This is a genomic window from Acinetobacter sp. neg1 (assembly GCF_000788125.1).
In the GTDB taxonomy this organism is placed as follows: Bacteria; Pseudomonadota; Gammaproteobacteria; order Pseudomonadales; family Moraxellaceae; genus Acinetobacter; species Acinetobacter vivianii.
In genome coordinates this window covers 24191-40014 of the sequence record NZ_JSZD01000017.1, presented here as the reverse complement: position 1 = coordinate 40014, position 15824 = coordinate 24191, and the positions used below count along the sequence as shown (strand labels likewise).

General features: G+C 42.9%; 14 protein-coding genes. 10 read left to right on the top strand and 4 right to left on the bottom strand.

Translation table 11 applies throughout. The features are described from left to right. Window positions 1–15: 15 nt before the first annotated feature. Complete coding sequence (ilvN, locus tag PJ15_RS13430) at window positions 16–507, bottom strand: acetolactate synthase small subunit (RefSeq protein ID WP_004655854.1); 492 nt, start codon at window positions 505–507, stop codon at window positions 16–18. Beyond that, window positions 507–2231 (bottom strand): acetolactate synthase 3 large subunit, encoded by a 1725-nt coding sequence (locus PJ15_RS13425; RefSeq protein ID WP_004774486.1) that lies wholly within the window; start codon window positions 2229–2231, stop codon window positions 507–509. The genes ilvN and PJ15_RS13425 overlap by 1 nt, the downstream gene beginning before the upstream one ends. A 508-nt stretch (window positions 2232–2739) precedes the next feature. On the opposite strand from PJ15_RS13425, the gene PJ15_RS13420 reads away from it, so the two are divergent. The 8 genes from PJ15_RS13420 to PJ15_RS13385 all read left to right on the top strand — a co-directional run bounded on the left by PJ15_RS13420 (window position 2740) and on the right by PJ15_RS13385 (window position 13180). After that, a complete protein-coding gene (locus PJ15_RS13420) occupies window positions 2740–3078 on the top strand; it encodes a DUF4124 domain-containing protein (RefSeq protein WP_047431620.1) in 339 nt (112 codons plus the stop codon). A 142-nt stretch (window positions 3079–3220) separates the two neighbouring features. Further along, complete coding sequence (gene leuS, locus PJ15_RS13415) at window positions 3221–5845, top strand: leucine--tRNA ligase (protein ID WP_047431617.1); 2625 nt, start codon at window positions 3221–3223, stop codon at window positions 5843–5845. Between the two features lie 93 nt (window positions 5846–5938). Beyond that, entirely contained in the window at window positions 5939–6448 is a 510-nt protein-coding gene (gene lptE / locus PJ15_RS13410) for an LPS assembly lipoprotein LptE (protein WP_047431615.1), read from the top strand. A gap of 9 nt (window positions 6449–6457) precedes the next feature. Next, complete coding sequence (gene holA / locus PJ15_RS13405) at window positions 6458–7453, top strand: DNA polymerase III subunit delta (RefSeq protein WP_047431610.1); 996 nt, start codon at window positions 6458–6460, stop codon at window positions 7451–7453. 42 nt (window positions 7454–7495) lie between these two features. Further along, window positions 7496–8326, top strand: a complete 831-nt coding sequence (locus tag PJ15_RS13400; RefSeq protein ID WP_047431607.1) for an SIR2 family NAD-dependent protein deacylase — start codon at window positions 7496–7498, stop codon at window positions 8324–8326. Window positions 8327–8434: 108 nt separating this feature from the next. After that, window positions 8435–9775: a MacA family efflux pump subunit gene (locus tag PJ15_RS13395; RefSeq protein ID WP_005255224.1), complete on the top strand. Its 1341-nt coding sequence runs from the start codon at window positions 8435–8437 to the stop codon at window positions 9773–9775. 1 nt (window position 9776) lies between these two features. After that, window positions 9777–11768, top strand: coding sequence for a MacB family efflux pump subunit (locus tag PJ15_RS13390; RefSeq protein WP_004774472.1), 1992 nt, complete (start codon window positions 9777–9779; stop codon window positions 11766–11768). An 11-nt stretch (window positions 11769–11779) separates the two neighbouring features. After that, the gene (locus PJ15_RS13385) at window positions 11780–13180 is read left to right on the top strand and encodes an efflux transporter outer membrane subunit (RefSeq protein WP_047431604.1); all 1401 of its coding nucleotides are present in this window, start codon (window positions 11780–11782) and stop codon (window positions 13178–13180) included. 24 nt (window positions 13181–13204) lie between these two features. On the opposite strand, the gene PJ15_RS13380 is transcribed toward PJ15_RS13385, so the two are convergent. After that, window positions 13205–13621 carry a hypothetical protein gene (locus tag PJ15_RS13380; protein ID WP_004774468.1) on the bottom strand — a complete coding sequence of 139 codons (417 nt, stop codon included), beginning with the start codon at window positions 13619–13621 and terminating at the stop codon, window positions 13205–13207. A gap of 313 nt (window positions 13622–13934) precedes the next feature. On the opposite strand from PJ15_RS13380, the gene PJ15_RS13375 reads away from it, so the two are divergent. Both PJ15_RS13375 and PJ15_RS13370 read left to right on the top strand, forming a co-directional pair. Continuing rightward, complete coding sequence (locus PJ15_RS13375) at window positions 13935–14297, top strand: hypothetical protein (protein ID WP_047431601.1); 363 nt, start codon at window positions 13935–13937, stop codon at window positions 14295–14297. Window positions 14298–14426: 129 nt separating this feature from the next. Continuing rightward, window positions 14427–14825 carry a hypothetical protein gene (locus PJ15_RS13370; RefSeq protein ID WP_227504699.1) on the top strand — a complete coding sequence of 133 codons (399 nt, stop codon included), beginning with the start codon at window positions 14427–14429 and terminating at the stop codon, window positions 14823–14825. Between the two features lie 130 nt (window positions 14826–14955). Here the strand turns inward: PJ15_RS13370 and PJ15_RS13365 are convergent, their stop codons facing one another. Beyond that, window positions 14956–15759, bottom strand: coding sequence for an enoyl-ACP reductase (locus PJ15_RS13365; protein WP_032810936.1), 804 nt, complete (start codon window positions 15757–15759; stop codon window positions 14956–14958). Between the last annotated feature and the right edge of the window lie 65 nt (window positions 15760–15824).

The following is a 15824-nucleotide window of genomic DNA, read 5'->3' as shown; positions in this document are numbered from 1 at the left end:
GGTTGGGGGAGATTTTTAAATTGTTAAAACTTTTTCGCCGCGCGCGATACCTGATACACCAGAGCGAACCACTTCAAGAATGGTATTTTCTGCGAGTGCATCAATAAAACCATCAATCTTTTCAGTCGTACCCGCAATCTGAATCGTATAGGTCGTCGGTGTAACATCTACGATTTGCGCACGGAAGATGTCAGCAGTACGTTTGATTTCCGCACGCGCTGCACCTAATGCCTTGACTTTAATCAGCATTAATTCACGTTCAATGTGTGAACCTTCTGAAAGGTCAACCACTTTTACAACTTCAACCAGTTTGTTGAGCTGTTTGGTGATTTGCTCGATTTTATGATCGTCACCATACGTGGTTAAAGTCAGACGAGATAAAGTTTCATCTTCAGTTGGCGCAACATTGAGGGTTTCAATGTTGTAGCCACGTTGGCTGAAAAGACCAACAAGACGAGAAAGCGCACCAGCCTCGTTTTCAACGAGTACAGAAATAATATGTCTCATTATGTACGCTCCCCTTTACCTAACCACATATCCTTCATGGACTGACCAGCAACTAGCATTGGGTATACATGTTCAGTACGGTCAACCATGACATTAATGAATACACATTTATCATTAATTGCCATCGCTTCAGCTAATTTAGATTCCAGCTCATCTGCGTGGTTAATCTGAATGCCAACGTGACCATAAGCTTCCATTAACTTGGCAAAGTCAGGTAATGAATCTACATAAGAACTTGAATGACGTCCTTCATAGTTCATGTCCTGCCACTGTTTCACCATGCCCAGCGCCTGGTTATTCAAGCAGAGAATTTTCACATTCAAGCCGTATTGCTTACATGTTGATAATTCTTGAATACACATCTGGATCGATGCTTCACCAGTAATACAAACCACTTGCTGGTCAGGGAATGCAAGCTTTGCAGCCATCGCATACGGTAAACCAACACCCATGGTGCCCAAGCCGCCAGAGTTGATCCATTGGCGTGGACGTTTGTATTTGTAGTAATTGGCACCGAACATTTGATGCTGGCCTACGTCAGAAGTAATAATCGCTTCACCATTGGTCACACGATCAAGTGCTTCAACCACTTGTTGCGGCTTCATCACACCATTTTGGCCTGCTTCGTAACGTAAACCATGTACTTTGCGCCACTCATTAATCTGAGACCACCATTCTGCAATTGCTTCAGGGTTTGGCTTCGATACATTCATCTGTTTCAGCTGCGCTAACATTTCTTGAAGCACTGGCTCTACTGCACCCACGATCGGGATGTGCGCCATAATGGTTTTCGAAATTGCTGCTGGGTCTACATCAATATGAATGACTTTTGCATTGGTACAGAATTTTGCAGGGTTATTGGTTACACGGTCATCGAAACGTGCGCCAATTGCCAGAATTACATCTGCATTATGCATCGCCATATTGGCTTCATAGGTACCATGCATCCCTAACATACCCACGAACTGTGGATCATTGCCCGGGAAAGCACCTAAGCCCATTAAGGTATTTGTTACTGGATAGCCAAGTAAATGTGCCAGCTCAGTCAATAAGCCAGAAGCATTGCCCTGAACAACACCACCACCAGTATAAATGATCGGGCGTTTTGCAGAAATCAGTTCATCAATCGCTTTACGAATTTGACCTGAATGACCACGTGAAGGCGGTTGATATGAGCGCATCTTCACTTTTTCAGGGTATTCGTAGGCAAATTTTTCTGCCGGATTGGTTGCATCCTTTGGAATATCCACCACAACTGGACCTGGACGGCCAGATGCAGCAATATAGAATGCTTTCTTGATAATTGCAGGAATTTCGCTAGCGTGACGCACCTGGAAACTATGTTTTACGATTGGACGAGAAATACCAACCATATCTGTTTCTTGGAACGCATCTTCACCAATCAGATGGCTTGCAACCTGACCAGACAAAATCACCATTGGGATTGAGTCCATGTAGGCTGTAGCAATTGGAGTGACGGTATTGGTCGCGCCTGGTCCTGAGGTGACCAGTACTACACCAGTTTTACCCGTTACGCGTGAGTACGCATCTGCCATATGACCAGCAGCTTGCTCATGACGCACGAGGTAATGGTTAATTTTGTCTTGTTGAAATAGCGCATCGTAAATATGTAATACAGCGCCGCCTGGATACCCAAAAACATGCTCTACGCCTTCGTCCGCGAGGGCACGAACGAGCATTTCACCACCAGATAAAAGTTCCAACGTGATTCACCCTAGTGTTAGCACAATTTATGGGAGACATAAATTGTGTGTTATTCATTAACTTTTGCACTTCTTATAAGTGTGCGTATTCTACTCGTTTTTGCTGTAATAGGAAAAATTTTCTGAGACTCATCAGCCGTATAAACTTGATGACATCTCGAATCAAAATATGCTGGGATAAGCACATTTCAAAAAATCATTCTCTCGGCTAGAAAGAATGTCCATTACAAGCCATGACATTTATTCGAAGGGTGATCAAATAAGCGCATATAAAACTTAAGAATGCATTCTTGTTTCTTTCATAAGCAAAGTCAAGAACAAAGAAAAGGTTTTTAACGAATATTTTTTAGCTGTTGTTTTTTTAAACACATTTCACGGAATAATTTGGTCTTTTTAAACGTCCTTTTGTCAAAAAACTGTTTTCTTTTTAAGTAAAAATAGGCATTGTAAACGACTCAATTCAGCATTTTGATCGAATATAAACAGCATTCTCTTGGGGAGATCAAATATGAAATCATCTTATTTAAAATCAAGCTTATACACATTAGCAACAACAGCAATATTATTGTGTTCAAGCCAAAACCATGCACAGCAATATTATAAATGGATGGATGCCAATGGCTCGACCCATTACACCACGACACCACCACCAAAAGGTGCCAAAAGACTGGATAAAGTTTCGACTTATGGCAGCAGTCATCAAGTGAAACAAAATCCTTCTCAGCAGGATAATGCAGCGACTAGCTCGAATACTGCCCCCCAAGTACCTCAAGTTGAACCTGAAGTGCCAGCAAATACGGTCAAACCACAAACTCCACCTGCAAACACACCACAATCTGTTCATTAAACCGTGTACTGATCTGCAAGCGACTTTTAAGACAGGTGAGCTTGCAGATAAAATCCCGATCTAAAAACTGACATTTCCTGCAATTTTGCGCTATGCTGTGCAGCAATCTTAACTTTACTTTTTTGTTGTATCGCATATCCCTATGACGACTTCTCACATTGACTCCGAATATCAAGCAAGTGCCATTGAGCCTCAAGTTCAACAAGACTGGGACAATCGCAAAGTTTTTAAAGTTGCAGACACTGTAGAGGGTAAACATCGCTATATCCTGTCGATGTTCCCTTATCCAAGTGGCAAGCTGCACATGGGGCATGTGCGTAACTATACAATTGGCGACGTCATCAGCCGTTTTTATCGTTTAAAAGGCGAGACTGTCCTACAGCCAATGGGTTGGGATGCTTTCGGTTTACCTGCTGAAAATGCAGCGATTGCACATCAGGTTGCACCTGCCAAATGGACATTTGAAAACATCGCTTATATGCGTGACCAATTAAAAAAATTGGGCTTGTCTGTCGATTGGGATCGTGAATTTGCAACCTGTACACCAGAGTACTATCACTGGGAACAATGGTTATTCGTACAGCTTTATAAAAAAGGCTTGATCTATCGTAAGCTTTCAACAGTGAACTGGGATCCTGTAGACCAGACTGTTTTAGCCAATGAACAAGTTGAAAATGGTCGTGGCTGGCGTTCAGGTGCATTGGTCGAAAAACGTGATATTCCAATGTACTACTTCCGCATCACGGACTATGCACAAGAATTATTAGATGACCTAGATACCTTACAAGACGGCTGGCCTCAACAAGTGTTGACCATGCAACGTAACTGGATCGGTCGTTCAACAGGCATGGAAATCACCTTCCCTTCTGCCAATTCAGCAATCTATGCTGATGGCTTAACTGTTTATACCACGCGTGCTGACACACTTATGGGTGTGACATACGTTGCAGTTGCAGCAGAACACCCGCTCGCGCTTAAAGCTGCTGAAAATAACCCTGAATTGGCTGCATTTATTGAAGAATGTCGCATGGGTTCAGTCGCAGAAGCGGATTTAGCCACTGCTGAAAAGAAAGGCATGGCAACAGGTTTGTTCGTAAAACACCCTGTAACGGGTGAAGAGCTTCCAGTCTGGATCGCAAACTACGTATTAATGTCTTATGGTTCTGGCGCTGTAATGGCGGTTCCAGCACATGACGAACGTGACTTTGAATTTGCAAACAAGTTCAATTTGCCAATCAAGCAAGTGATTGATGCCAAAGGTGCTGACGATGCAGATTATTCTGCAACTGAATGGCAAGAATGGTATGGCTCGAAAGAAGGTAAATTGGTCAATTCTGGTGAGTTTGACGGTTTAGCATTCCAAGCGGCTTTCGATGCATTCCTTGCAAAACTAGAACCACAAGCTTTGGCAAACGCTAAAGTTCAATTCCGTCTACGTGACTGGGGTGTTTCTCGTCAACGTTACTGGGGTTGTCCGATCCCGATGATCAACTGTAACAGTTGTGGTCAGGTGCCAGTTCCAGAAGATCAATTGCCAGTGGTATTACCGACAGATGTCGTTCCAGATGGTTCTGGTAACCCATTGAATAAAATGCCTGAGTTCTATGAAACCAAATGTCCAAGCTGTGGCGGCGATGCACGTCGTGAAACAGATACATTGGATACTTTCGTAGAATCATCTTGGTACTATGCACGCTACGCCTCTCCAGACTTTACTGGCGGTATGGTCAAACCTGAAGCAGCTCAAAACTGGCTTCCTGTGAACCAATATATTGGCGGTGTAGAGCACGCAATTCTGCACTTACTTTATGCACGTTTCTTCCATAAATTGATGCGTGATGAAGGCGTGGTACAAGGTAACGAACCATTTACCAACTTACTCACTCAAGGCATGGTCTTGGCAGACACCTTCTACCGTGAAGCAGAAAATGGTAAGAAAACCTGGTTCAACCCTGCTGACATCGAATTAGAACGCGATGAGAAAGGTCGTATCCTGTCTGCAAAATATTCAGGTGATGGTCAGGAAGTTGTGATCGGCGGACAAGAAAAAATGTCTAAGTCGAAAAACAATGGTATTGATCCACAAGCGATTATTGATCAATACGGTGCAGATACAGCACGTGTCTTCATGATGTTTGCTGCACCGCCAGATCAATCATTGGAATGGTCAGATGCAGGTGTAGAAGGCGCAAACCGTTTCTTGAAGCGTGTATGGCGTTTAGCGGCAGGTTTCCTTGAAAAAGGCAATCAAGCGACTGCGATTGATACTGCAAATCTTTCTAAAGACGCGCAAGATTTACGTCGTAAAACCCATGAAACCATCCAGAAAGTGGGTGATGACATCGAACGTCGTCACGCCTTCAACACCGCAATTGCAGCATTGATGGAATTACTCAATGCCAGCAACAAGTTTGAAGCAAAAGATGATAATGATGCTGCTGTCGCACGTGAAGCGATCACGACGCTTCTTACCTTGCTTGCACCATTTGCACCACATTTAAGTCAAACTTTATTAACTCAGTTTGGTCTGGAACTCACTACAGTTGAATTCCCGCAAGTCGATGAGTCTGCATTAACACGTAATACACAAACGATTGTTGTACAAGTGAATGGTAAACTTCGTGGTAAGTTAGACGTCGCAGTTGATATGTCTAAAGATGACTTATTGGCTCTGGCAAAAGCTTTACCAGAAGTTCAACAATTCTTGACTGGCCCGACCAAGAAAGAAATTGTGGTACCAAATAAACTCGTTAATTTAGTTGTTTGATAGTCCCTTTCAACCTCTCTTTCACTAAAAAAGAGAGGTTCCCTCAATTGAACAAAGAGGGCTTGGGGAAGATGAATAAATAGAGGAATAAATATGCACTTAGCGCAACGTGCAGCTGCTATCGTTCTCACTTTAGGCCTAAGTGCAGGCTTAGTCGGCTGCGGCTTTCATTTGAAAGGAAGTAACCCAACAGCAGCACCATTGGTGTATAACAAGCTGTCTTTAGCTTTACCTGGCAACACGGGTGAGCTTGAAAACCGACTTAGCATTTACCTCAGTGCAACCGGCGTACAACTCAGCAATGCCAATGATGCCTATGTCCTTCGCATTCTGGATTACACCCCTCGCCGTCAACTCCTCAACGGTAAATTAACCGAAGTATTACTCCGTTTAACCGTGACGTTCCAAATCGAAGATCGTCAGGGCCGCAAGATTACTGAACCGCGTACACTCACCGCTTCTCGTACTTACCAATACGATGTGGCAACGGTAAACACCGATAACCAGCAAGAAGCGTATCTGAACCGTATTGTGATTGATGATGTGGCGCAGCAGATCACACGTCAAATTGCTGCCAACCGTTTACCTAAAGCTCAGCCATAATCACGTATTATGAAACTGGATTATGTTCAAGCCTTAAAACGTGTCAATGAAGCTCGCGGTGCATGGATCATGCATGGACAAGAGCCTCTGCTTGAACAAAACTTGCTTGATGCATTTCGTAAAAGCTGGCAACAACAAGAAGTTGAACGCCAGCGCTACGATATTAGTAGCGTAAATGACTGGAAAAATGTCTTTAATGCGCTGAATAGCCTGTCCTTGTTTTCTCAACAACTTGCGATTGAAGTACATGGCAATATCAAGCCTGATGCCAATGGCTTGAAACAACTGAAAAGCTATATTCAGCATAATGAACATAACCTGCTGTTGATCGTTCTGCCGAAACAAGACAGTAGCAGTTTAAAGTCAGCTTTTTTTCAGGTCGTTGAAGCCAACGGCGTGGTTGTGCCACTGACTGCAACCTATCCGCAAGATCGACAGCGTATCCTCGCCATCGAAGCAGAAAAGCTAAAAATCCAGCTCAATAATGATGCTTGGCAATGGCTCATGCAACATCATGAACATAATTTGCTGGCTGCCAAAAACAGCTTGATGCGAGTTGCAGATACGTTCCCCGACATTCAACAGATTCAGATTGAACAGCTTTATGCCTGCTTACAAGACCAGTCCCGCTATACCACTTATGATTTAAGTGATGCGGTACTTGCAGGAAATCTGGCCCAATCCGTGAAGATTTATCAGTACCTGATTGCTGCGGGCGAACCTGACAGCCTGATTTTGTGGACACTGAGCAAAGAAATGCGCTTATTGATGCAACTGTTTGAGCAACCACACAATGCGATTCAACTCGGTATCTGGAAAACCAAAGTTTCGCAATATCAACAGGCCTTACGTCGCTTGAATCCAAGACAGTTCTTAAACTGGCCTGATTTATTATTGCGAATTGATGCATCGATTAAAGGTATGTCGAAAGAGAATGCTGAACACCTGATGTTACAGGCGTTGAGTGAATTGTGTGGAACCACGCTATTTGCCCAACCCGCTTAAAACCAGATAATCCATCTCATCATAATAACAACAGGCATTCACATGTCTTTCCATCTAGATCCCCATCAAACTGAACAAATAAAGAATCTGTTTAAATCAGCGGATAGCCTGATCATCAGCGCTGGTGCAGGCATGGGTGTCGATTCAGGTCTACCCGACTTTCGCGGTAATCAGGGCATGTGGCAAGCTTATCCTGAACTCGGCAAACAGCGCCTTGATTTTACCGAAATCGCAAATCCAGCCGCTTTTAAACAACAACCACATCTGGCTTGGGGATTTTATGGACATCGCTTGGCATTGTATCGGCAGACTATTCCACATGCTGGATTTCATGCACTAAGGCAATTGGCTGAACGCTTGAAACTGCCCTATTTTGTCTTTACGTCCAATGTAGATGGACAATTTCAAAAAGCAGGTTTTGATCCACAATACATTTATGAATGTCATGGCTCAATTCATCATCTACAATGTCTTACAGCCTGTGAATCCGATATCTGGCCAGCAGATGAATTAACACCAGCAATTGATCATCAGCATTGCCAATGGCAGGGACAACTTCCACGATGTCCTCACTGCGGCAATCTGGCTCGCCCAAATATCTTGATGTTTGATGATTATACGTGGCTCAGTCAGCGTCAAAAACAACAGATGCATCGTCTCACTACTTTTTTAGAAGACCATCATCAGCCTGTTGTCATCGAATTGGGTGCAGGTACGGCGATACCAACCGTGCGTTATTTTAGCGAGCGTTTTGCCCCTAATCTGATTCGAATTAACCCGCGAGAATTTGCACTGCCATCAAAAGGTGGCATGGCCCTTCCCACCCGTGCTGAACAAGGCGCACGCAGTATTTATCAGATTTTTATAGAATAACTTAGTAGGAAAATAGAAAATAATTCTCATTCTAGATTAAAAATATTCACGCTTTATCCTTATTTCAATTTTATACTACGTTCAGTTTCTCACTTTTGACCTGCTGCCATGCCAAAAACAACCACTAAAAAAATCCAACCTCGCAAACTCATTATGATTGCTCTCGGTGTGCTTATCATCGCAGCACTCGGATGGATGTTCTTTAAACCTAAAGCCCAAGCACCGCAATATATCAGTGCTGAAGTTTCTCGTGGAGATATTGAAGACTCGGTATTGGCAACAGGTGTACTGGAAGCCACCAAAATGGTGAGTGTGGGTGCGCAGGTATCAGGTCAGGTGAAAAAGATGTATGTCCAGTTAGGCGATCAGGTTAAACAAGGTCAGCTAATTGCACAGATTGATTCGATTCGTCAGGAAAACGAAAAGAAAACAGCCGATGCCAATATTAAAAACCAACAGGCGCAATTGGCAGTACAGCAAGCCAATCTAGCCAAAGTAGAAGCTGAATATAAGCGCCAACAGGCCATGTACAGCCAAGATGCAACCTCTCGTGCAGAACTGGAAGCGGCTTTAGCAAACTTTAAAACGGCACAAGCTCAAATTGCATCGATCAACGCACAGATTGAACAATCTCGCTTAACGCTTGCAACAGCTAAAGAAGATTTAGGCTACACCCGTATTGTTGCGCCAATGGACGGTACCATCGTCGCAATCGTGACCGAAGAAGGCCAGACTGTAAACGCCAATCAAACAGCACCAACCATTGTGAAACTGGCAAAGCTCGATACCATGACCATCAAGGCACAGATTTCTGAAGCCGATGTGATGAAGGTAGAAAAAGGCCAAACCGTTTATTTCACTACCCTAGGTAACAGCGACAAGAAACATTACGCGAAATTGCGTCAGGTTGAACCAGCACCAAACTCAATCAATACTGAAACCACCAGCAGTAACAGTTCATCGACGTCGAATGCAGCGGTGTACTACAACGCCTTATTTGATGTACCGAATGAAGATGGCAAACTTCGTATTGATATGACGGCACAGGTTTACATCGTACTTGCTGATGCCAAAAATGCATTAACCATTCCAGCAGCAGCAATCCAGACTCAACGCGGTAATCGTAGTGCCAAGGGCGGTCAAGGTAATCGATCAGCAGAACAAGCGAAAAAATCGGATAGTGACAAAGCTCAACGTCCAAAACGCCTAGAGCTGAGTGAAGAAGAAAAAGCGCTTGTTGCACAAGGTAAAGCCTCTACAGGTATGGTACGTGTCTTACAGGCTGATGGTTCAGCACAACCACAACCTGTATTAATTGGTTTAAACAACCGTGTTACTGCACAAGTACTTAAAGGCTTGAAACAAGGTGATCAAGTGGTGATTGCCGATGCCTCTGACAGCTCAAATGAAGCTGCAAAACGTAGCAACCAACGTGCAATGAGAATGTAATATGACTCAACATCAAACACATTCATCACAGCCATTGCTTGAGGTCAGTAACCTCACCCGTGAGTTTCCTGCGGGTGAAGGTACTGTCCAGATCCTGAAAGGAATTGACCTCAAGATTTATGCAGGTGAACTGGTTGCGATCGTCGGGCAGTCTGGTTCTGGTAAGTCAACCCTGATGAATATTCTGGGCTGTCTCGATAAACCTACTGCGGGCAGCTATCAGGTTAATGGTCGTGAAACACGTCAGCTAGAGCCTGATGAACTGGCCCAATTACGCCGTGAATATTTTGGTTTTATTTTCCAGCGCTATCATTTACTTGGTGATTTAAGTGCCTCAGGTAACGTTGAAGTCCCTGCGATTTATGCGGGTGTCGACAGTCATCTGCGTCAGGAACGTTCTGCTAAATTATTATCAGAACTCGGACTGGAAGAACGTTTACATCATCGCCCAAGCCAGCTTTCAGGTGGTCAGCAACAACGTGTATCCATCGCTCGTGCCTTAATGAACGGTGGTGATGTCATCCTTGCCGATGAGCCGACAGGTGCACTAGATAAGAATAGTGGTATTGAAGTGATGCGCATTTTGCGTGAGCTGAATGCCAAAGGCCATACCATTATTCTGGTCACACACGATCTGAATGTTGCGAAAAATGCGACCCGTATTATCGAAATCAGTGACGGTAATATTATTTCAGACCGTGCCAATGTGCCTGAAAATGAAGATAACGATTTAGAACATCAAACGCTGCAACGGACTCCACAGAAAAAAACCTCCGCTTGGCGTTCTTTCTTTGATCGCCTTGGTGAAGCATTCCGTATGGCCTTGCTAGCGATGAATGCGCATCGAATGCGAACCTTCCTGACCATGCTCGGGATCATTATCGGGATCGCCTCAGTCGTTTCAGTCGTGGCGCTGGGGAATGGTTCGCAAAAGCAGATTCTGGAAAATATCAGTAGTCTGGGCACCAACACCATTACCGTTTATCAAGGGCGTGGTTTTGGTGATAACTCACGTACCTCACAAGCAAAAACGCTGATCCCTGCTGATGCCGAAGCATTGGCAGAACAGCCTTATGTGGATGGGGTCAGTCCTTCAGCCAATACCAGTCTTACGCTGCGTTATAAAGATACTGAAGCCGCAGCGACTGTAAATGGCGTCAGCTCAGATTTCTTCTATGTGCGCGGTATGACCTTTAAGTCAGGCCAGCCTTTTGATAAGGCCAGCGTGACACAACGTGCCCAAGATGTAGTGATTGATACCAACACAGAAAAGACCTTCTTTGCTGATGGTACCAATCCTGTCGGTCAGGTGCTGTTATTAGGTAGTGTGCCGAGCCGTATTATTGGTGTGATTGATGCACAGCAAGGCTTTATGGGAAGTTCTGACAGCCTGAATGTTTACCTGCCCTACTCAACCGTGATGAGTCGTATGTTGGGTCAGTCCAATGTTCGTAGCATCATTGTGCGTATTAAAGATGAATATCCAAGTAGTGCTGCTGAAAATGCAATTCTGACATTACTGGAACAGCGTCACGGCGCACAGGATGTATTTACCCAGAACTCTGACAGTATTCGTGAAACCATTCAACAGACTACGGCCACCATGACCTTGCTAATTTCTGCAATTGCCGTGATTTCGCTCGTGGTTGGGGGAATTGGGGTAATGAATATTATGCTGGTTTCTGTAACCGAACGTACTCAGGAAATTGGGGTGCGTATGGCAGTGGGTGCTCGTCAAAGCGATATTTTGCAACAATTCCTGATCGAGGCCATTCTGGTCTGTTTATTGGGTGGTGTGCTGGGCGTGCTGCTCTCTTTAGGGATTGGGCAAATTATTGGTCACTTCGCCAAAGGTGTGATTGAAATGAGTTATTCAACCACCTCGATTGTGGCAGCGTTTGTCTGCTCAAGTCTGATTGGTATTGTATTTGGCTTCTTGCCAGCAAGAAATGCGGCACAACTCGACCCAGTTGCTGCTTTAGCGAGAGAGTAAGGAATTTGAGTATGTCTTTTCAATTCACAAAATTAGGACTTGCACTGGTACTCACTGGCTCCTTGGCTGGCTGTTCTGCAGTCGTCAAAACACCCTACAATGCCCCTGCTGTACAAGTACCACAACAGTTCCAGTACGATGCACAAAAAAATAGAAATGTGAATCTGACCGATCAATGGTGGACCCTGTTTAATGATGCCCAGTTGAATCAACTAGTCGATCAGGTACTGGCAAAAAATAGTGATTTAAGCGTCGCAGGCATCACTTTGAAACAAGCCCGCTTACAAGCGGATTTGACTGAAAATAAACAAGGCCTGCGTACCAGCTCTACAGTTTCCACTGGTCATAGTTATGACCTACGTTCAGGTAATGGCTCTGATCGTGGTTTAACCACCAGCGCTGGGGTCAGCTATGAACTTGATCTATTTGGCAAGCTGGCCAGCCAAACAGAAGCCAGCCGCTGGGAAGCTTTAGCTAGTGAACAAGACTTGCAAGCTACTGCTCAAAGTATGGTTGGTACAACGGCGAAACTGTATTGGCAACTGGGTTATCTGAATGAACGTTATCAAACTGTTCAACAGAACTTGGCTTCGACTCAAAAAACCTATTCTCTAGTGCAGTCGCAATACAAAGCGGGTGCCGTTTCTGGTCTGGATCTCACTCAAGCAGAGCAATCGGTACAAAGCCAGAAAGCCAGTTTAAGTCAGATTGAACAGCAACGTGTTGAAACCCGTACTGCCCTTGCCGTTTTACTACATGAGCCAGTGCAACAATTGAATATCAAGGAACCTGCACAATTACCGCGCAATGCTTTGCCAAGTATCGCGACAGGCTTACCTGCTGATATTTTATCGCGCCGTCCAGACTTGCAGGCTTCGGAATTACGCTTACGTAAGACCTTAGCCACTAAAGATGCAACTAAAGCCAGCTATTATCCATCAATTAGTCTCACTGGAAGTCTCGGCTCTACAAGTACATCATTAACTCAGTTATTGAAGAACCCTGCTCTAACCTTGGGTGCGAGCTTAAGCCTACCTTTTCTTCAATATAATGATATGAAGAAAGATATTGCGATCAGTGATCTTGAGTATGAAAAAGCCATCACTCAATATCGTCAAACACTGTATCAGGCTTTTGCTGATGTGGAAAATGCCTTATCCAATCGCACTCAATTAAATCAACAGGTTCAATTGCAACAACGTAATGTCGAGCTAGCAGATAAAACTGAACGCTTAACTGAAGTGCGTTATCGCAATGGTGCAATTGCCTTAAAAAATTTACTGGATGCACAGGAAACTACACGTAATGCCCGACTCAGCTTGGTAGAAACCAAGCAGAATCAATACAATGCGTATGTCACCTTGATGCAAGCACTTGGTGGAAGCCCTGTAAAAGAATTACCAAAACAATAGCCCTAGCGCTATTGTTTGGCACGCTTATTCTTTCACCAGATCTGGATTATTCTGGATCTGTTGAATACGTTTAATCTTGTCCTGATCATCAAAAACAACTTCATACGAGAGTTTCTGACCATTAAAATACATCTCGGTCGGTGAGCCAATCACTTCCCATAGACCAATGGTGGCAATATCCGCAGTCGTGTGCCATAGCGTACGGCTGATTCTGGCTGCTTTTGAGTAGCCTTGCTGGAAGGTATAAATTTCTTTACGTTCGCCATTCACGGTTTCTGAAGTGACGGGTGCGCCTAATTCAGAAATTACATAATTTCGATGTTTACCCACTTCTAAAACCGTCATATTCTTTTTATGTGGCTGGTTACTTGCCATCACTGCGGCACAACCTTGAAGTGAAAGAAGAGTGACTAATCCCAAAACAACAGCTATTTTCTTCACGTTTTAACCTACCCCGAAAGCTAAAAAATAATATGTTTATCGTCATTCTCTTTAGAATTTTAGATTAAACAAAAAACCAGCATTAATTAGCATATAAAGTAATAGATGACAAATGATTCCTTATTCTTTTAATTTGATTCATAGCTAACTTGAATATCACATTAGAACTTATGAGGTGATCTTCCGTATAAGTTGTATCTTGACGCAGACACCACTGTTTCATATGCTGATTAAGATAAGTCAAAATAAGATAGAAAATCTAATTGGTTATACGTCGTATAAATTTAGCCATATACTTAGGAAGTAAAATAAAATGCTTAGAAAATTAGGGGATTTTCCGAATCGAAATACGGTAGAGTATGCGACCTTACGTGTTTATATAAAAAACAAGTTTTTACCGAAAAATCTTCGCTCATATCACTGGGAACATGATGAAAACTCAATAATCATTGTAGGTGTTTCACCAAATGGACGATTATGCCGGAAAAGTGTTTACCTTGATTCATTGGAATTAGCCGAAGATTTTTCTACCTACTTGCATGGGCTATTTAAAAAAAGAAAATATAATTCAGATTACAGAATTGAATTACTTGTTGAGACTACTTCTAGCGGTAAAACTGTATCTCGCTGGAAAGAAATTGACTCCCAAAATGTAAGAGAAGTACTTTCGTTATAAATACTTATAAAAACAATATATTTAAGTGAAATTTGACACGCTTAGCGTTAGCTCAAAAATTGGATAAGAGAAAATCCTATGGCAGCATGGCAATTTACAGTTTGTTTGATCCCTAAATACTGATTTGATATAAATGCAAAAGAGATAACTAAATTTTATGATGAAGAAGGTAATTATGATGTCTCTTTTACTTGGAAAGACATAAAAACAAATGATGCAAAACATGAAATTATAAAATATTACACCTTATCTAAATCATGGCATGAAGACTTAATTAGTTTTGGTTATGAACAAAAAACTGATGCTCAAGTATGGTATGCAGAAGGTGAATTAGAAAACATTCAGTTCCGAATAGATATGCGTGGCAATTTTGTTTTAGATATTGAAAAAATCGTTACTATTGCACAAAAGCTTTCTTGCGTATTCTTCCTACCTGAGCAAAAGTGTATAGCTGAGGCAAATGTATTTGAAATAATAAGTTACGCCAAAACATCAAATGCATATTTATTTGCTAAAGATCCTGAATAATGGCATAGCGGTATAAAAACATGATAACCAATGACTAAAAATCGATCTAATTTTAAAATCTCAAACTCTATTTTCTAATAAACAAAGCCGCTATAAAAGCGGCTTTATCAAATAATTTAGATCAATCTAATTATTCATCATCCATCATGCTTTGACTCATACCAACCGTATTAAAACCGCCATCAACATACATGATTTCACCCGTAATACCCGAAGCCCATGGCGAGCACAGGAACAATGCAGCATTGCCCACTTCTTCAATGGTCACATTACGTTTTAATGGCGCAATTTTTTCATTGGCATCTAACATTTTACGGAAAGACTTGATGCCTGATGCTGCTAAAGTACGGATTGGACCAGCAGAAATTGCATTCACGCGAATACCATCTACACCCAAACTTGATGCTAAATAACGAACGCCTGCTTCTAACGATGCTTTCGCCATACCCATCACGTTATAGTTCGGCATCACACGCTCAGAACCTTGATAAGTCAAAGTCAATAAACAACCTTGGCGCGCTTGCAGTAATGGTTTAGCCGCACGAGCCATCGCGATAAAGCTATATGCACTAATGTCATGTGCAATTTTAAAACCGTCACGATCGGTTACGTCAGTAAAGTCACCATCAAGCGTATGCGCTGGCGCAAAACCAATTGAATGCACCACACCATCCAAACCATCCCAGTGTTTTGCCAACTCGACAAAGGCATTGTCAATTTCTTGATCAACAGCAACATCACAAGGGAAAACCAAAGTTGAACCAAACTGTGCTGCAAAATCATCAACACGTTTTTTCAGCTTTTCATTTGGATAAGTAAACGCGAGCTCTGCACCTTCACGGTGTAACGCTGCGGCAATACCGTAAGCAATTGATAATTTACTTGCAATACCGGCAATTAAAAAACGTTTACCAGCTAAAAGTCCTTGTGACATCTTATTCTCACTCGAAAAATTTTCACCACATGATGCCAAGATTCCAGCGCTTGCGGAATTGCATA